General features: G+C 61.2%; 16 protein-coding genes. 6 read left to right on the plus strand and 10 right to left on the minus strand.

Features of this window, described 5'->3' with window-relative positions; genetic code table 11:
* Position 1: 1 nt before the first annotated feature.
* The 5 genes from FY152_14955 to FY152_14975 are packed head-to-tail and all read left to right on the plus strand — an operon-like array spanning position 2 to position 5,597.
* Entirely contained in the window at positions 2-1,096 is a 1,095-nt protein-coding gene (locus tag FY152_14955; protein UXS33473.1) for a glycoside hydrolase family 105 protein, read from the plus strand.
* Complete coding sequence (locus FY152_14960; protein UXS33474.1) at positions 1,093-2,445, plus strand: glycoside hydrolase family 28 protein; 1,353 nt, start codon at positions 1,093-1,095, stop codon at positions 2,443-2,445. Before FY152_14955 ends, FY152_14960 begins: the two co-directional genes overlap by 4 nt.
* Positions 2,445-3,548: a sn-glycerol-3-phosphate ABC transporter ATP-binding protein UgpC gene (gene ugpC, locus FY152_14965; protein UXS33475.1), complete on the plus strand. Its 1,104-nt coding sequence runs from the start codon at positions 2,445-2,447 to the stop codon at positions 3,546-3,548. Before FY152_14960 ends, ugpC begins: the two co-directional genes overlap by 1 nt.
* Position 3,549: 1 nt before the next feature.
* Positions 3,550-4,545, plus strand: a complete 996-nt coding sequence (locus tag FY152_14970; GenBank protein ID UXS33476.1) for a sugar ABC transporter permease — start codon at positions 3,550-3,552, stop codon at positions 4,543-4,545.
* Between the two features lie 2 nt (positions 4,546-4,547).
* Complete coding sequence (locus FY152_14975) at positions 4,548-5,597, plus strand: carbohydrate ABC transporter permease (GenBank protein ID UXS33477.1); 1,050 nt, start codon at positions 4,548-4,550, stop codon at positions 5,595-5,597.
* Positions 5,598-5,833: 236 nt separating this feature from the next.
* On the opposite strand, the gene FY152_14980 is transcribed toward FY152_14975, so the two are convergent.
* The 9 genes from FY152_14980 to FY152_15020 all read right to left on the minus strand — a co-directional run bounded on the left by FY152_14980 (position 5,834) and on the right by FY152_15020 (position 15,230).
* Positions 5,834-6,895 carry a LacI family transcriptional regulator gene (locus tag FY152_14980; protein ID UXS33478.1) on the minus strand — a complete coding sequence of 354 codons (1,062 nt, stop codon included), beginning with the start codon at positions 6,893-6,895 and terminating at the stop codon, positions 5,834-5,836.
* 191 nt (positions 6,896-7,086) lie between these two features.
* The gene (locus tag FY152_14985) at positions 7,087-7,872 is read right to left on the minus strand and encodes a TIM barrel protein (protein UXS33479.1); all 786 of its coding nucleotides are present in this window, start codon (positions 7,870-7,872) and stop codon (positions 7,087-7,089) included.
* An 8-nt stretch (positions 7,873-7,880) separates the two neighbouring features.
* Positions 7,881-8,891, minus strand: a complete 1,011-nt coding sequence (locus FY152_14990; GenBank protein UXS33480.1) for a Gfo/Idh/MocA family oxidoreductase — start codon at positions 8,889-8,891, stop codon at positions 7,881-7,883.
* A 10-nt stretch (positions 8,892-8,901) separates the two neighbouring features.
* Positions 8,902-9,801, minus strand: coding sequence for a sugar phosphate isomerase/epimerase (locus tag FY152_14995; GenBank protein ID UXS33481.1), 900 nt, complete (start codon positions 9,799-9,801; stop codon positions 8,902-8,904).
* 158 nt (positions 9,802-9,959) lie between these two features.
* The gene (locus tag FY152_15000) at positions 9,960-10,901 is read right to left on the minus strand and encodes a sugar ABC transporter substrate-binding protein (protein ID UXS33482.1); all 942 of its coding nucleotides are present in this window, start codon (positions 10,899-10,901) and stop codon (positions 9,960-9,962) included.
* A gap of 279 nt (positions 10,902-11,180) precedes the next feature.
* Positions 11,181-12,209: a LacI family transcriptional regulator gene (locus tag FY152_15005; protein UXS33483.1), complete on the minus strand. Its 1,029-nt coding sequence runs from the start codon at positions 12,207-12,209 to the stop codon at positions 11,181-11,183.
* A gap of 404 nt (positions 12,210-12,613) precedes the next feature.
* Entirely contained in the window at positions 12,614-13,819 is a 1,206-nt protein-coding gene (pcaF, locus tag FY152_15010; GenBank protein ID UXS33484.1) for a 3-oxoadipyl-CoA thiolase, read from the minus strand.
* 11 nt (positions 13,820-13,830) lie between these two features.
* On the minus strand, positions 13,831-14,526 hold the full coding sequence (locus tag FY152_15015; protein ID UXS33485.1) for a CoA transferase subunit B: 696 nt from the start codon (positions 14,524-14,526) through the stop codon (positions 13,831-13,833).
* Complete coding sequence (locus FY152_15020; GenBank protein UXS33486.1) at positions 14,523-15,230, minus strand: 3-oxoacid CoA-transferase subunit A; 708 nt, start codon at positions 15,228-15,230, stop codon at positions 14,523-14,525. The genes FY152_15015 and FY152_15020 overlap by 4 nt, the downstream gene beginning before the upstream one ends.
* 138 nt (positions 15,231-15,368) lie before the next feature.
* Here FY152_15020 and FY152_15025 point away from each other — a divergent pair, with 138 nt between their 5' ends.
* Complete coding sequence (locus tag FY152_15025; protein UXS33487.1) at positions 15,369-16,130, plus strand: IclR family transcriptional regulator; 762 nt, start codon at positions 15,369-15,371, stop codon at positions 16,128-16,130.
* Here the strand turns inward: FY152_15025 and FY152_15030 are convergent.
* Positions 16,100-17,023: a helix-turn-helix domain-containing protein gene (locus tag FY152_15030; protein ID UXS33488.1), complete on the minus strand. Its 924-nt coding sequence runs from the start codon at positions 17,021-17,023 to the stop codon at positions 16,100-16,102. The genes FY152_15025 and FY152_15030 overlap by 31 nt on opposite strands.
* Between the last annotated feature and the right edge of the window lie 11 nt (positions 17,024-17,034).

The raw sequence follows: 17,034 nt of genomic DNA on the forward strand, positions 1-17,034 counted from the left end.
GATGAACCAGCCAAGCATGGAAAAAGACACTCTCAGGACGACGATCGACAATGTCGCCGCCGCCTTCAGCCGCCTCAAGGGCATTCAGGAAGGTCTGGTCAGCGGCAGTTCCGATGGCAAGATCCAGTTCGATGAATGGGACTGGGAAGTGGGTGTGGGCCTTTACGGTTTCCTGCGCCGGGCGCTCGCCGCCAACGACCGGAAGGCATTGGACGACCTCGTGACATGGTATGGCTGGCAGATCGAACGTGGCCTGCCGCCACGCCAGATCAACAGTTCCGCTCCGATGCTGCCGCTTGTCATCCTCACCGAACATGTCGACCGACCGGATTTCCGGGCGCTGGTGGAAGACTGGGCCGACTGGTTGGTGCATCAATTGCCGAAAACCGAAGATGGCGGCTTTCAGCATGTCGTCAAGGAGCGGCTGAATGAGGGCGAACTCTGGGACGACACGCTGTTCATGGCATGTCTGTTCCTCGCCCGCGCCGGCGTTGTCTGCAAACGTCAGGACTGGATCGACGAGGCGGTCTACCAGTTCATGATCCATACGCGTTATCTCTCGGACCCCGTCACCGGGCTCTGGTATCACGGCTGGACCTTCAACGGACGCCATAATTTCGCTGACGCCTTCTGGGCACGCGGCAATTCCTGGATCACCGTCGCCATTCCCGAACTCTTCGAACTGGTGCCGACGCTTGGCGAAAAGGACAGGCGTTTCCTCGCCAATGTGCTGGCAAGCCAGGTGCGGTCGCTGCGCCAATATCAGCGCGAGGACGGCATGTTCCACACGCTGCTCGATGACCCGACCTCGCCGGTGGAAACATCAGCCACGGCCGGCATCGCCTATGGCATTCTGCGCGGCATCGAGGCCGGCATTCTCGGCGAAGAAAATCGCCCGCATGCGGAGCGAGCGCTGAAGGCGGTGCTTGGCAATATCGACGATGAAGGCGTCGTCCACGGTGTCTCCGACGGCACGCCGATGGGCCACGATCTCGACTTCTACCGCCGCATTCCCAATCTACCCACGCCCTACGGGCAGGCGCTGACCATGCTGCTTTTGATCGACGTTTTTCTGAAAAGGCCGCAGGTATCATGAGCGCGCAGCCTCACATCAGCATCGAGGCCGGCGGCCATGACGCCACGGCCGACATCCAGCGGGCAATCGATACGGTCTCGGCAGCCGGCGGCGGTCGCGTGTCGCTTCTGGGCGGTCGCCATGTCACTGGCGGCCTCAAGCTTAAGAGCGGCGTGGAACTGCATCTTGCGGAAGACGCGGTGCTTGCGCCTGCCTCCGACTATGAGGCCTATGCCCATACAACGGTTTCGGTGATCGCCGAAGAGTCCAACCGTGGCATGATCATCGCCAAGGGGGCGAGTGATATCGCCGTCACCGGCCCCGGCCGCATTGAGGCCGGCGGCGAGAACTTCATCACAGGTGATGACGAGGCCATGGGAACCTATATCCCGGCCGCAAGGCGACCGCGTGTAATGGTGCTGGAGTGCTGCCGCAAGGTGCGCCTTGAAAACCTCTCCATCAGTGGCTCGCCGATGTGGACGCTGCATATGGTCGATTGCGAAGACCTTCATTTCCGCAATCTGCGCATCGAAAACGATCGCCGCCTGCCCAATACGGATGGCATCGTGCTGGATGCCTGCCGGCGCGCGCTGATCGAGGATTGCTTCATCTCGACCGCCGATGACGGCATCTGCCTGAAGACCAGCGCCGGGCCGGACGGCAAAGCGGTGGGTGTCTGCGATGACATCACAGTTCGCCGCTGCACCGTTTCCAGCGTCAGCTGCGCCCTGAAGCTCGGCACGGAATCCTTCGGCGATTTCACCAATGTGGTGTTCGAGGATTGCAAGATCGTCAAGTCCAATCGCGGCGTCGGCCTGTTTTCCCGTGATGGCGGTGCCATGCGCAATATCCGCTTTTCACGGATCGAGGCCGAGTGCCACGAAACGCCGGGCGGCTTCTGGGGCTCCGGCGAGGCTGTGACCGTCACAGTCGTCGACCGCCGCCCCGAGCGTCAGGCCGGCAGCGTCGACAATCTGGTCGTTGAAGACTTGAGCGGTTCGATGGAAGGCGCGATCAACCTCGTCGCCACATCGAAGGCCGGTATCCACAATGTCCGGCTGGAGCGCATCACGCTGTCGCAGCGGCCCGGCAAGCTCGGAACCGGCCTGCAATATGATCTGCGCCCGACCAATGCGGATATCGCGCCAAGTCCCGACGCGGCCGGCCGTGCCAATGCGTGGACGCGGGATGCCGAAGGCAGGATCGTCGGAATGGAGGATTATCCCGGCGGAATGCCGGCGGTCTATCTTGCCGGCGTGGAAGGATTTGCGGCACGCGATGTCGCCATTAAAAGAACGACGCCCTTGCCCGAGGGCTGGAACAGCCAAGAGATCGTCGCGACGACGAACTTGTGCGAAGGGAGCAGGTGATGGGAAGTCTGAAACTGGAAAATCTCAACAAGGCATTCGGTGCCGTTCATGTGCTGCATGATATCGATCTTCAGATCGAAAACGGCGAGTTCGTCGTTTTCGTCGGCCCGTCGGGCTGCGGAAAATCGACACTGCTGCGTATCATCGCCGGCCTTGAGGATGTCACCTCCGGCACCATCGGCATCGGCGGGCGCGATGTCAGCGCGCTGTCTCCGGCCGAGCGCAAGATCGCCATGGTCTTCCAGTCCTATGCGCTTTATCCGCATATGAGCGTGCGCAAGAACCTTGCCTTCGGCCTGGAAAACCTGCGCTTCAAGCGGGCGGAAATCGAAAGCCGCATCAACGAGGCGGCGCGCATGCTGGCCATCGAGCCCTATCTCGACCGAAAGCCGAAACAGCTTTCCGGCGGCCAGCGCCAGCGCGTCGCCATCGGCCGCGCCATCGTGCGCGAGCCGGATATTTTCCTGTTCGATGAGCCGCTATCGAACCTCGACGCGGCGCTGCGCGTGCAGACACGCGCCGAAATCACCCGCCTGCACCGCGATATCAAGACGACGATGATCTATGTCACCCACGATCAGGTGGAAGCCATGACCATGGCCGACAAGATCGTGGTGCTGCGCGCCGGGCGCATCGAGCAAGTGGGCAGCCCGCTCGAGCTTTTCGACAATCCGCGCAATCTCTTCGTCGCCGGTTTCCTCGGCTCGCCGCGCATGAACATGCTGAAGGGCACCATCACCAAGGGCAGCGACGGCGGCATCGCCATCGACGCCGGCTACGGTGTGTCCCTGCCCTGCCTCGTCGATCCGGCAGCCGTCAGCCCCGGACAGGCGGTTCTCGCGGGCATCCGCCCCTCGCATTTCACCATCGCGGATCGAGGATTGCCCTTCGAGGTGCAGTATCATGAAAGCCTCGGCACAGAGACCTATCTCTACGGCAATCTCCAGGGAGAGAAAGAACAGATCATTGTGCATCAGGCGGGCCATTTCGCCCCCGCTTCCGGCTCGGTGCTGAAGATCATGCCGGCACGGGAAAAGGTGCATGTCTTCGATCCCGCCACCGAACTGGCGCTGCCGCGCCTGGACAGCGAAGGGAGAGGTTAGCATGGCCAATCCGACGCTTGCGAGACTGTCCGACCGTGCGCTCGATGCCGTGATGGCGATTGCCGAAGTGCCGCTCAACTTCATCGAGCGGCTGATCGGCAAAAGGCGTATGCCCTATATTTTCCTGATGCCGAACCTCGTTCTCTTCGGCATCTTCACCTTCCTGCCGATTGCCATTGCCGTCGGTTACGCCTTCACCGGCGGCACCGAACTTCTCATCACCGACCGCCCCTTCGTCGGGCTGGAAAACTTCGGCAAGCTGCTGGATTGCCAGAGCTACATGGACCCCGGAAGCTGCCGGGAATCGCTGTTCTGGACGGCGATCTGGAACACTTTGTGGTTCGTGGGCTTCAACGTCATCGCCACGCTGCTGGTCGCGCTCATCACCGCCCTCATCCTCAACCGGGCGATTGCCGCGCGCGGTTTCTTCCGCGCCATGTTCTTTTACCCGGTCCTGCTATCGCCGGTCGTCATCGGCCTCATCTGGAAATGGTTCCTCGACCGCAACGGCCTGCTGAACGCCTTTTTCCAGATGCTCGGCGTGCCGCCGGAAATCTTCCTGCTGGACGTCGGCTGGTCGCGTTTCTTCGTCGTGGTGGTCTCGGTCTGGTTCCACATGGGCTTTTATACGCTGATCCTGCTCGCCGGCCTTCAGGCCATCCCGAAGGACCTCTATGAAGCCGCCGCCATCGACGCCGCCTCGCCCCGGCGCACCCTGCTGCGCATCACCCTGCCGCTGCTTGGGCCCAACCTGCTCGTCGTGCTCATCCTGCTTATGATCCGCTCGGTGCAAATCTTTGACGAAGCTTGGGTTCTGACCAATGGCGGCGGGCCGGGCACGGCCAATACATTCGTGGTGCAATATATCTACCAGATGGCCTTCGGCAGCGATCTGAGGCTGTTCGGCCTTGCATCCGCCGCATCGGTTCTGATGGGCCTTGTGCTTCTCGCGCTGACGCTCGTGCAGTTGCGCCTTGGCAAAAAGATGGAGTCCTGACCATGTCCAACGCCGTCGCGTTCCTCACGCGCACCCGCCGCCCCGGCCGGATCGGCCTCACCGATATCCTGTCATGGGTCTGGCTCATCGGCGGCACGCTCGCCGTCCTCATCCCGGTCGTCTGGGCCGCCATGTCATCGCTGAAACCGGAAGCCGAAATCACCCGGTTTCCGCCGAGCCTCCTGCCGCGCGCCGCCGTGCAGGTGGAAGTGCAGGGTTACGACAAGCCACTCAGCCTGTGGAAAGCCCCCATCGACGGCATGGAGCGGGAAATGGCCATGGTCCGCCGCATCGGCCTTAAAGCCCAGATGGTTGACCCGGCCAATCCCGGCCCACCGGTCAGCGTCGATACGCGGGAAATAACGCCCGTCCAGAAACTGACCATCGCGACGGAGAACTTCACCGATCCGCTGACCCGCTTCAGCTTCCTGACCTTCCTCAAGAACTCGGTCTTCGTCACTTTCGTGGCGACCATCCTGACGCTGATCGTCAATGCCATGGCGGCCTTTGCCCTCTCGAAATACCGCTTCCGCGGCGAGAAGGCGATCTTCGTGCTGATCATCTCCACCCTGATGATACCGCTCACCGTCGTCATGGTGCCTGCCTATCTGGTCATTGTCGGCGTCGGCCTCGTCGACAATCTCTGGGGCGTCATCATCCCGACGGTCGCGACGCCGACCGGCGTGTTCCTGCTCCGGCAATATATGCTGACCATCCCGGACGAACTGATCGAGGCGGCCCGCGTCGATGCGGCAAGCGAATTCCGTATCTTCTGGCGCATCATCCTGCCGCTGACGGCGCCGGCGCTCGCGGTTCTCGCCATCTTCTCGGTGCTCTGGCGCTGGAACGACTTCCTCTGGCCGCTGATCGTTCTCAGCAGCCGTGAAAACTTCACGCTGCAGGTGGGGCTGAACGCCTTCCAGGGCGAGTTCTCGGTGCAATGGCACTATATCCTCGCCATGACCTTCCTCAGCCTGGCACCTGTCACCGTCGTGTTCCTGTTCCTGCAGCGTTACATCACGACAGGCATTGCGGGCACGGGGATGAAATAAGGAGAGTACGAGCGTTGCGGTGAGACAGCAGGCCGTCACGATTGGAATGTTGCAGCCCCTCCACCCGTCATCCCGGCCTTGAGCCGGGATCCAGCCGCCGCGCGTCTGCGCGGCGAAAGGACTCTTTTCAGCCCAAGGACTTGGGCTGGCTGGATTCCGGCTCAAGGCCGGAATGACGGGAGAATTAATCGTCTGGAGTTTGTTCAGCGGTCAACACAAGACGACACTCAAACACCTTACTTCGGCGGCGGCGCGATGCTGCCCCTTAACACCAGCCGACAGCCGAGTTCCAGCCGGTGCGCCGGACGCGTCGGATCAGCAGCCACAAGCCGCTGCTCCAGCAGCGCGAGCGCCGCACCGCCCAGCCTGTCGGCGGGCAGCTGGATGGTGCTGAGCGGCGGCGCACTGAAGGCCGCCGGCATGATATCGTCAAATCCCAAGACCGAAACATCGTCCGGCACCCGGATTCCGGCCTCCGTCAGGGCCTTCAGGCAACCGAGCGCCAGATTGTCGGCGGCGCAGAAGATCGCCGTGGCGTTTCTGAGCGGTCGCTGTTCGGCCAGCAGGCGGCGGATGGCCGCCTCGCCCCATTCCGGCTCATAGCTCTCCACCTCGATAACCATATCGGCGGGAACAGTGAGACCCGCCGCGAGATACGCGTCGCTATAACCGTCATAACGACGGCGGATCGTCGTGCGCCCTTTCCAGGTGATGTGCAGAATATTGCGATGCCCGAGCGACAGCAGATGCTCGATACCGAGCCGCGCGCCAAACCGGTTCTCGGCGGTCACCGTATCGACGATCATGGCGGGATCCTCGCCATTGATCAGCACCACCGGCCGCGCGAGCGCAGACAGCGCCTCGACCAGTTGCGGCCTGTCATCGTTCAGGATCACGATACCATCGACATTGTCGGCATCCGCCGCCGCCACCACCGCAACCGGGTCGAGCCGGCTCGTTGTGCTGACATAGGGAACAATGCGAATGCCGCGCCGCTCGCATTCGCGCCTGAAGCCGTTCAGCATGGTCCAGCTGACCATGTTGAGATCGCTCTGCGGAGCAGCGTCATTGGTCATGGCCAGAAGCACGACACGCAAAGTCGCGATCGTCGCCTTCTGTCGCCGGCTTTCGAGATAACCAAGTGCGCGTGCCGCCTCCAGCACCCGCTCGCGAACCTGCGTGGTCAGGGGTGCGGTGCCGTTGATGGCGTGCGAAGCCGTGCTCAACGAAACATTCGCCTCCCGCGCCACGTCCTTAAGCGTCGTTTTCCTGTCTATTTTCATATAAGGGAAATTCAACCACTCTACTTCGGACGGTGCGGGCAGAAAGCCTGCCTCACGCAGTCGATCTGAAGAATACCCGTGCCTGTTTGCTGCTCTCTCGTCGCCGGAAGACTACAGCATCATCCGTAAATGCGGAATTGATTTCTCTCGGTTTTTAATCCCCCGCAAGAAACGCCGCCCGCAGCGAACCACGGGCGGCGAGGCGGTCAGAGCGCCTGGGAGATATGGTTGATGCTGCTCTTTACGGCAGCAGCCGGATCCTTCAGTTCGTGTACTTCCGTCGCGAAGGGTTCGAAGCTGTAAGGTCCCTTGTAACCGGCCGCCTCTAGTGTCCTGATCTGGGCGATATTCTCCAGCCGGTCGCCGCCATCCACCAGAACGCGGTGGGCGTCGAGCATGTCGGCTACGGAGATGGCAGGATCGGTCACGCCGGAAATATGCACGAGGCCGGTGCGTTCGGGGAAGAACACCGTCTCGCCTGCTAGATGGTGGTGGAAGGTATCGTGCACCAGCCTGTAGACATCGCCGCCACCGGCCGCATCGATGGCCCTGATGGCCTCGGCCTTTGTGCGCAGCGAAGAGACCGGGAAACCGAGCGGCTCGACGAAACCGATCAGGCCGCGTTCCTTAAGGATCGGCGTCATGGCCTTCAGCGCCGTGACGAGATCGTCAAAGGACACCGGCGTACCGTCGTTAAGCGGGCACATGACCAGCGCTTTCGCGCCGCTTGCCGCCGCATAATCGGCCATGGCAACGGCCCGCGCAGGCAGGTCGCCCGACCAGACGTTGAAGGGATAAAGCGCATTGATCGAGATGATCGTGACGCCCGCCTTTTCGGCCGCCGCCTTCACGGCCGCCGGCTCCACCGTGCCGACGATGTCGGGCAGGTCGTTGCGGATTTCGACTTCGGTCAGGCCGAGTTCGCGGGCTGTCGCGAAGAACGCCTCAAGAGAAAGCTTCGGGGCGGTGATGTGGTTGATGGCAAAACGCATGAAAGACCTCACTGATAAAGGGCGGGACGGGTGGGAAGCTTGATTTCAACGGCTGCCCCCTCTGTTTCCTGCGCGGCCACGCAGGCGTCGGAGGTGATGGCGGCCACGTAGCCGTCCCAGGAATTCGGTCCCGAGGCCGTACCCTTTGCCGCCGCATGGATGAAGTCCTGCAATTCCACATCGTAGCTGGCGATGAAGCGGTCTTTCCAGTCGGTGAGGATATCGTTCTGCAGCTTGGCGCCGAGGCGAGTCTGCACCGACATCGGCTCCGGCAGGCTGGCAATGCCGTCCTCGCCCACCACCTGGCACTGGATATCATAGCCATAATGGCAATTGACGAAGATTTCGACATCGATGATCGTGCCCTTCGTCGTCTCCAGAATGACGATCTGCGGGTCCTTCAGCCGCGCGTGGCTTCTGGCCGCCGAACGGGGAAAGAGAACACGCGCCGAAACATAGTCATCGTCAAGCAGCCAGCGCAACACGTCGATCTCATGGATCATCGTGTCATGGATCGCCATCGGGGTGACATATTGCTCCGGAACGGTTGGATTACGATGAGCGGCGTGCACCATGATCGGCGCGCCGATCCTGCTATCGACGGCCTGTTTCAGCGCGACATAACCGGCATCGTAGCGGCGCATGAAGCCCACCTGAACCAACCGCCTGCCATGCGCCACTTCCGCGTCGACGATGCGTTTTGCCCCATCCGCCGTTGTTGCCAGCGGCTTTTCGCAAAAGCACGGTTTGCCGGCGGCGATTGACGCCAGCACATATTGCTCATGAGTCGCACCCCAGGAGGTGACGAGCACCGCATCCACATCAGGTGACGCGATCAGTTCCTCGCCGGTGGCGAAGATTTCCGCATCCGGGGCGATGTCATTGCGCACCGCTTCTGCCGAGGTGCGGTTGACGTCGCTCAGCGCCACGACCTTCGCGCCGCCAAGGACCTTGTTGATGCGTCGGGCATGGTCGCGGCCGATGGCGCCGGTGCCGATAACCCCAATTCTCACAGTCATTTTCAAAACCTCACTTGCGGTATTTTTCGATGTAATTGTTGATTTCAGCGCACATGAACTCGCCCGATTCATCAGCCCTGTCCTCCCAGGCGAAAACGCAGGAGGTCACGATGCCGTCGAAACCGATTTCGGCGAGCGTGCCGAAGAAGTCGTCCCATGGCACTTCGCCCTGGCCGATATTGAGATGCTGGTGTACCCGTGCCTGTGTGCCGGGTGGATTGAGAATGTAGCGAAGCCCGGAACTGGCCTTGTGGTTAAAGGTATCGCCCACATGCACATGCGCCAACACATCCTTGGCTTCGCGCAGCATCGCCCTGGTGTCGTCGCCGAAATAGAAGGTATGCGGCGCGCAATAGAGGAATTTGACGTTCTTAGAATTGACCGTGCGGATGATGTCCAGTGCCGGCTGCAGCGTCTCGCACCAGTCCTCCGGGTGCGGCTCGACATGCAGGTTGATATTTTCGCGCTCGAAGATCGGCACCAGCTCTTCCATCGAGCGCCACCAGGCATCCTCGCAGGCCTCGATCATCGATCCGGTGTGGCAGCAATAACATGACCCCTTGTCGGGATGCGGGCCACGGCCGAATTCGGAGTTCATCGTATCGACCTCCAGTTCGACGGCGATCTCGATGGCGCGTTTCCAGTGTTTCACCGCCGCCTGCCGCTCGGTCTCGTCATTGGAGGCCCAGCGATACATCGGCAGCAGCGAGGCGATGCCGACATCAGCATCTTTCAGCGCCTTCTTGAAAGACCTGATCCGCTCGGGAAAGACGCGCGGCGCCTTGAACCATTCGAGGAAATCCGCGCGGGGGCTGAGTTCGATCCAGTCGTAGCCGAGTTCCTTCACTTTGGCCGGAAGGGCTTCGAGGCTGAGATGGCGGTGCATGAAAGGGTCGAGGGCGATGCGCATATACGCTTCCTTGTCGTCGGTCTCTGTTGGGATGTCGTTGCAGGCAGGTCGTGCAAGGCCGCGGTCCGGGAGAAGAGACCGCGGCCTTTGGCCGGTTTTTCATGGTCGGCCTTGATTCAAGCCCGGCATGCGGAAGGCATGCCGGTCATAAGGCAGGCTCAGTTCTTCGCCTGGTAGTTTTTGAGGTTGGCTGGCGTGACCAGTTCGAAGGGCACGAAAACCTTCTTGTCGATCGTCTCGCCTTTGGCGAGTTTAAGGGCCGCATCCACCGCGCCCTTGCCTTGCCCGGCGGCATTCTGGAACACGCTGACATCCAGCTCACCCGCTGCCATGGCGGCAAGCGCATCCTGCGTCGCGTCGATACCCGCAATGATGACGCCATCCATCGGCCTGCCGGCCGCCTTCAGCGACTGGATCGCGCCGATCGCCATCTCGTCATTGTTGGAAATCACCGCATCGAACTCGACACCGGCCGAAAGCCAATTGGTCATCAGGTCAGAGCCCTGCGTGCGCGACCAGTTGGCGGATTGCTCCTCGACAAGCTTGATGAAGCTGCAATCCGGCGTGGCGACGACATCCTTGATATCCTGCGTGCGCATGCGGGCCGCCTGATTGGAAAGTTCGCCCATCATCACCACGGCCTTGGCTTCCGTCTTGCCCGCTTCCTTCAAAAGCCGGCAGACTTCCTGCGTCTGCAATGTTCCGGACTGTTTTTCATCGGATGCGACAAAGGCCTGCTTGTCCGGCAGACTGTCGAGATTGACCGGCTGGCGATTGACGTAGACCAGCGGAATGCCGGCCTTGGCCGCCGCCTGAGAAAGCGCCACGGTCGCATCCGTATCGACGGGATTGACGATGATGGCGTCAACGCCGGCGGCGACGAAGTTCTGCACCTGGCTCAACTGCTTGCCGACATCGTTTTGCGCGTCCTCGATCTGCAGCGAGACGCCGTTCATGCCCTTTGAATAGTCGATCATGCCGTTGCGCAGCACGGTCAGGAAATTGTCGTCGAACAGGGCCATCGAAACGCCGATGGTCTGGGCCGACGCCGTGGTTGCCAGCATGGTAGCCAGTGCCGCAATCGCAAAATGTCTTTTCATATCGTCCTCCTCCGAAACACTTGAAAACACCCGCCGCACGGTCAGCGCGCATCGCGTCGCAGCCGATCGCCGGCAAAAGAATGCCCGTCGCCGAAGATGGATATCTGCGGCGGGCAGCAAACTTGAAACATCGTTATTGCCCTGGATCAGCCTCCTGCCCGCTCCACATGCGGGCAACATGGTCCTAGTCCGTGGCTGGCGTCAACGCGTCTTCCACGGTCGAAAACATCATGGCTGATAGAAAGAGACGCGGAATTTATGATGAAATCTATCAAACCATCAAAGACTCTCAGGAACCCACAGATGAGCGGGTACAAATCTTTGCCCCGGCGTTTCCGCCATTCCGTGCTCAATGGTGTGCACCATGGTGGCGACGAGATCAGCGCATAATTCGCGAAGCGGTGTCTGGAACACGCCGGTAATGCGCCGTTCCAGCAAGGCCTGCCGGGATTCCGGCGTCAATTCGTTGACGAGGCAGACGATAGTTTCCTGGCGGTTTTCCTGCTGCAGGGCCTCGATCACCCCTTCCATGCCGCCACCGACACAATAGATGCCGACGAGATCGCTGTGTTTGGCGATGGTGTCCATGACAAGCTCATAGGTAAGCCGCCTTGTTTCCAGCGTGATAAGCGCGTCCATCACCTCGAACTCCGGCGCATATTCCCGCATATAGCTGCGAAAGCCGGTTTCCCGCAGCGAATGGCCGTGAAAACGGTGGCCGCCAAGCAGCAGAAGCACCTTGCCTTTGCTGCGCGCCAGCCGCGAGATCATCCATGCTGCCGTGCGCCCGACTTTCATGTTGTTCGCACCGAGATAGGCTTCCCGAACGCCCTGCGCGAAATCGGAAAGCAGCGAGAATGTGGGAATACCCTTCGCCTTCAAAGCCTCGACGGCGGCTGTGACATCATGATGATCAGGCCCGGTGGCGGCAACCGCATGGACGCGGCCTTTCATGCCGGTGAGAAGCGCGGCAAGCTCGCTCGGCTCACCCGACTGTGCGAATTCGATGCGCAGGTTGAGGTGTCGATCCCTGACGTTGCGCGCCGCAAGCTCAAGCTCATCGGCAAATGTCTGGTAAAAGGAGTGCCGTTCTTTCCGCAGAATGATGCCGAGATTGTAGGATGGCAGATCGGCCAGCATACGCTGGCGAATGATGTTGGTGGCATGAAAGCCGATCTTTTCCGCCGCCTCGAACACCCGCCGCGAGGTTTCCTCCCGCACCGGCAGGCGACCGTTCAGCACCCGGTCAACGGTTGCGACGCTGACACCGGCGGCGTTTGCGACATCTGTGATTGTCGGACGTTTCATGCGCGCACCTCGAAGGCGGAAAGATTCCTGTCATATCTCGCAAAACATGTCACGAATGATGATGGAATCCAACGCATGCGGAGGATTTCGTCAGGGGAGACTTTGGACGTGAATGTCAGGCGGGCGCAGCATTTGCGAGATCGGCTTTTTTTGGAATGCCGTTGCCTCCCTCATCTCTGTGCTTGTCACAGAGATCCAGCCAGCCCAAGTCCTTGGGCTGAAAAGGCCCCTCTCACCGCGCAGACGCGCGTCTGCTGGATTCCTGTGACAAGCACAGGAAAGAGGGAGTGGGATGGACCCAATGCGAGAAAATCCTGCGTTGAGTGCCTGTTCACCTGCGGGGGCACCTGTGACATGGCGGCACCGGCATCCTGACCATCACGATTGCCGAATGCCGCGCCCGGTCAGATCCGCTCCAGCGCCACGGCGATGCCCTGCCCCACGCCGATGCACATGGTCGAAAGCGCATAACGCTTGCCCGTCAGCGAAAGCTCCATCGCTGCCGTGCCGGCTATGCGTGCACCGGACATGCCAAGCGGATGGCCGAGTGCGATGGCGCCGCCGTTCGCGTTCACCCGCGCATCGTCGTCGGCAATGCCGAGCTGGCGGAGCGTTGCAAGACCCTGGCTTGCGAAAGCCTCATTCAGTTCGATCACGTCGAGCTGTTCCTGCTTCAGCCCCAGCCGTGCCAGCAGCCGCGCCGAAGCCGGCGCCGGGCCGATGCCCATGACACGTGGCGGAACGCCGGCAGTTGCGCCGCCAAGAATACGGGCAATCGGCGTCAGGCCGTATTTCTTCGCGGCCTCAGCCGAAGCGATGATCAGCGCGGCAGCACCATCGTTAACGCCGGATGCATTGCCCGCCGTCACGGTTGCGCCGTCGCGTTTGTTCACCGGCTTCAGTTTGGCAAGGGCTTCAAGGCTGGTGGCGCGCGGATGTTCGTCTTTCGATACCACCAGCGGATCGCCCTTGCGCTGCGGGATCGTTACCGGGACGATTTCCTTATCGAGGCGACCATTGGCCTGCGCTTCAGCGGCCTTATTCTGGCTGCGAACGGCAAAGGCGTCCTGATCATCGCGGGAGACCTGATAGTCAACGGCGACGTTATCACCGGTCTCCGGCATGGAATCGACGCCATATTGCGCCTTCATCAGCGGGTTGACGAAACGCCAGCCGATGGTGGTGTCGTAGATTTCGGCATTGCGCGAAAAGGCGCTTTCCGCCTTCGGCAGGACGAAGGGCGCACGGCTCATGCTTTCGACGCCACCGGCGATCATCAGTTCCGCTTCGCCCGATTTGATGACGCGGGCAGCGGCAATGACGGCATCCATACCCGAGCCGCACAGCCGGTTGATGGTGGTTCCGGTTACCGAGACCGGCAGGCCGGCCAGCAGCAGCGACATGCGCGACACATTGCGGTTATCCTCGCCCGCCTGATTGGCGCAGCCGAATATCACGTCCTCGACGGCTTCCCAATCGACGGAGGGGTTGCGCTCGACAAGCGCCTTCAGCGGCACCGCGCCGAGGTCATCGGCCCGCACGGAGGAAAGCGCGCCGCCGAAGCGGCCGATGGGCGTGCGGATATAATCGCAGATGAATGCGTCGGTCATCGGTATTTTCCTTACAGTTCCGGGGCGACGAGATCGGCGACCGCGCCATCGACCGCCAAAGGCGCGCCGGTCATGGCCTGCAATTCATCGAAGCTCATGTCAGCCAGTTTTTCGCGCAGCACGAAGCGACCATCCACAACGTCGATGACAGCATGGCTGGTATAGATGCGGGTAATGCAGCCGACGCCGGTCAGCGGAAAGGCGCATTTTTCGACGAGCTTCGGTTCGCCATTCTTGGTCACATGTTCGGTGATGACGAAGACCTGCTTGGCGCCATGCACCAGATCCATGGCGCCGCCGACGGCCGGCACGCCCTTGGAGCCGACGCGCCAATTGGCGAGATCGCCGTTCTGCGCCACCTGATAGGCGCCGAGGATAGCCACATCCAGATGCCCGCCGCGCACCATGGCGAAGCTGTCGGCATGGTGGAAGAAGGAGGCACCCGGCTTCAGCGTCACCGCCTTCTTGCCGGCATTGATGAGGTTCCAGTCCTCCTCGCCCTCGGGCGGCGCCTCACCGAAATTCAGGATGCCGTTTTCGGTATGAAAAATCGCCTGACGGCCGGGCGGCTGGTAACGCGCCACCATTTCGGGAAAGCCGATGCCGAGATTGACGTAAGCGCCGTCCTCGATGTCCTGCGCGGCGCGCCAGGCGATCTGGGCGTTGGAAAGCTTGATGTCTTCGCGGGTGTCGATTGTCTGGGTCATGCGTAGGCTACTCCCGCACGAATGAGGACTTCTTCTTGTTGCGGATCGGGGATTTCCACGACGCCGTTGACGAAAATGCCGGGGGTGACGACGTGCTCCGGATCGATCTCGCCGGCTTCGACGATCTTCGAGACCTGGGCGATGGTGGTTTTCGCGGCCATGCACATCAGCGGGTTAAAATTGCGGCCCGCCTTGTTGTAGGTGAGGTTGCCATAGGTATCGCCGAGCTCGGCCTTCACAATGGCAAAATCCGCCTTCAACCAGCGTTCCTGCACGTAAGAGCGGCCGTCGAACTCGGCGATTGGCTTGCCATTGGCAAGCTCGGTGCCGAAGGCGGTCGGGGTGTAGAACGCCGGAATGCCGGCGCCGCCGGCGCGGATGCGCTCGGCAAGCGTGCCCTGCGGCACCAGTTCCAGCTCGATTTCACCGGCCAGATACCTGTCGGTAAAAGCGCGGGGGTCTGACGAGCGCGGGAAGGAGCAGATCATCTTCCTGACCATGCCGGCATCGATCATGGCGGCAATGCCGATGCGGCCGTTACCCGCATTGTTGTTGATGACCGTCAGATTTTTCGGTCCCTTGTCGATCAGCGCGTGGATCAGCTCGATGGGCGCGCCGGAGCCGCCAAAACCGCCGATCATGACAGTCGCGCCGTCGCCGATGCCTGAAATTGCCTCGGCCGCACTGTTGATTGTCTTGTCCATGTCAAACCTCCATCCAGCCGAGCGGATGGAACCGCCAAGGCTGCGTGGCCCCAGAGGTAAATCCGAAACCGGCTCGACGGCAAGGATTTTGTGCGCTATATGATTTTTGTTCGTATATCGCACAAATGGAGCCGCGACATGGCCGTCAATGAAAGAGACATGATGGGCGGCCTCGCCAAGGGACTGAAGGTGATCGAAGCCTTCAGCGCCGAGCGTCCGCGCCTCTCCATTTCCGATGCGGCTGATATTGCAGGGCTTGACCGCGCCACCACGCGGCGTTGCCTGCTGACGCTTTCAGAACTGGGTTACGCCGCCTATGACGGCAAGTTCTTCACCGTCACGCCAAAGGTGCTGCGGCTCGGCACCGGCTGCCTCGCCACCATGCCGCTGCCCCGCATCGTCCAGCCGCTTCTGGATCGTCTGTCGGAAGAGATCGGCCAAAGCACCTCCGTCTCCATTCTGGATGAGACTGAAATCGTCTATGTGGCGCGCGCCGCCCAGCAGCGCGTCATGTCCATCGCCCTGATGCCGGGATCGCGGCTGCCCGCCTATTGCACATCGATGGGTCGCGTTCTCCTCTCGGTTCAAACACCGGAGCGGCAGCGGGAAATTCTTGAAAGCTCAAAGCTGGTGGCGCGCACGGAAAAGACGATCATTGCCATGGATGCGCTGCTTGCCGAAATCGAGGCGACCGGCAATCGTGGTTATGCCCTGATCGATCAGGAGGTGGAGGTTGGCCTCCGTTCCATCGCCGTGCCGCTGAAAACCATGCGCGGACAGACGGTCGCAGCGCTCAATGTCGGGCTTGCCGCCTCCGTCGCCTCGATGGACGATCTGGTGGAACGTTATCTGCCAGCACTTCTCGCCGTTCAGCGGGAGCTGGGAAGAATGCTCGTCTGAGGCAGCATCTGCCGCATGCCGGAATCCCCCATTTTCCGCTGCTCCGCAAGCCGCCAGGCGCGTGGCGTCATGCCGGTTTCCCGCTTGAAAAAGCGATTGAAATAAGCGGGATCGGCGAAACCGAGCCCTTCCGCGATCATCTGCACGGTGGAGACCGTGAAGATAAGCTCCTGCTGCGCTATCTCGATCTGGCGCCTGGCAACGAGCCGTTGCAGGCTGAGGCCACAAACGGAACGGACGAGGCGGTTGAGATGCGTCTCGGAAAGGCCGAGCTTCTGTGCATAAAATTCCGCCTTGCGCGGCTCGCGAATATGCCGGGCGATCAGCGACAGCAATAATTCGAAGCGCCGCTCCGCAAGCCCTTCACCAGAGCTTTCCATCAGGGGCCGCATCGCCCGCGCCAGAAGCGTGACAACGGAGGCCAGCTGGCCTTCGATCATGGCGTCGCGGCCGATTTCGCGAGCCTCATATTCCCCGGAAATATGTTCGAAGCCGCTGCGCAGCCGATCGCCATCCGTGAAGCCCTGCAATGGCAACAGGACCGGCTGCTGGAAATTCCTGAGCAGCAGCGCCTGCACGGATGCGGGAAGGGCACCGGGCAGCACCGTGACGATCACCCCGCCAATATCACGCGAAAACCGAAAGCCGTGTTCGAAGCCCGGCGGCACGACAATCGCCACTGGCGGGCGGATGGCCTCGATGCGACCGTCCAGCAGCGCATCGCCCTCGCCGCCCCAAATGTACAAGATTTGCAGAAACGCCAAATGACGATGAAGACCGATTTCGAAGCGATGCAGGCTGCTTCTCGAAAAAAGCGTCTCGCAATGAAAGCGAAAATCAGTGCCTTGTAACGCTTCTTCGCCATATAGCCCTTCACTGGCCACAACCCGCATATGAACCTGCC

Source organism: Agrobacterium tumefaciens (assembly GCA_025560025.1).
GTDB lineage: Bacteria > Pseudomonadota > Alphaproteobacteria > Rhizobiales > Rhizobiaceae > Agrobacterium.

Coding starts and splice junctions, on each gene's coding strand:
- FY152_14955 (UXS33473.1), top strand. CDS start 2: ATGAACCAGCCAAGCATGGAAAAAGACACTCTCAGGACGACGATCGAC.
- FY152_14960 (UXS33474.1), top strand. CDS start 1,093: ATGAGCGCGCAGCCTCACATCAGCATCGAGGCCGGCGGCCATGACGCC.
- ugpC (UXS33475.1), top strand. CDS start 2,445: ATGGGAAGTCTGAAACTGGAAAATCTCAACAAGGCATTCGGTGCCGTT.
- FY152_14970 (UXS33476.1), top strand. CDS start 3,550: ATGGCCAATCCGACGCTTGCGAGACTGTCCGACCGTGCGCTCGATGCC.
- FY152_14975 (UXS33477.1), top strand. CDS start 4,548: ATGTCCAACGCCGTCGCGTTCCTCACGCGCACCCGCCGCCCCGGCCGG.
- FY152_14985 (UXS33479.1), bottom strand. CDS start 7,872: ATGCGTTTTGCCATCAACCACATCACCGCCCCGAAGCTTTCTCTTGAG.
- FY152_14990 (UXS33480.1), bottom strand. CDS start 8,891: ATGACTGTGAGAATTGGGGTTATCGGCACCGGCGCCATCGGCCGCGAC.
- FY152_14995 (UXS33481.1), bottom strand. CDS start 9,801: ATGCGCATCGCCCTCGACCCTTTCATGCACCGCCATCTCAGCCTCGAA.
- FY152_15000 (UXS33482.1), bottom strand. CDS start 10,901: ATGAAAAGACATTTTGCGATTGCGGCACTGGCTACCATGCTGGCAACC.
- FY152_15005 (UXS33483.1), bottom strand. CDS start 12,209: ATGAAACGTCCGACAATCACAGATGTCGCAAACGCCGCCGGTGTCAGC.
- pcaF (UXS33484.1), bottom strand. CDS start 13,819: ATGACCGACGCATTCATCTGCGATTATATCCGCACGCCCATCGGCCGC.
- FY152_15015 (UXS33485.1), bottom strand. CDS start 14,526: ATGACCCAGACAATCGACACCCGCGAAGACATCAAGCTTTCCAACGCC.
- FY152_15020 (UXS33486.1), bottom strand. CDS start 15,230: ATGGACAAGACAATCAACAGTGCGGCCGAGGCAATTTCAGGCATCGGC.
- FY152_15025 (UXS33487.1), top strand. CDS start 15,369: ATGGCCGTCAATGAAAGAGACATGATGGGCGGCCTCGCCAAGGGACTG.
- FY152_15030 (UXS33488.1), bottom strand. CDS start 17,023: ATGCGGGTTGTGGCCAGTGAAGGGCTATATGGCGAAGAAGCGTTACAA.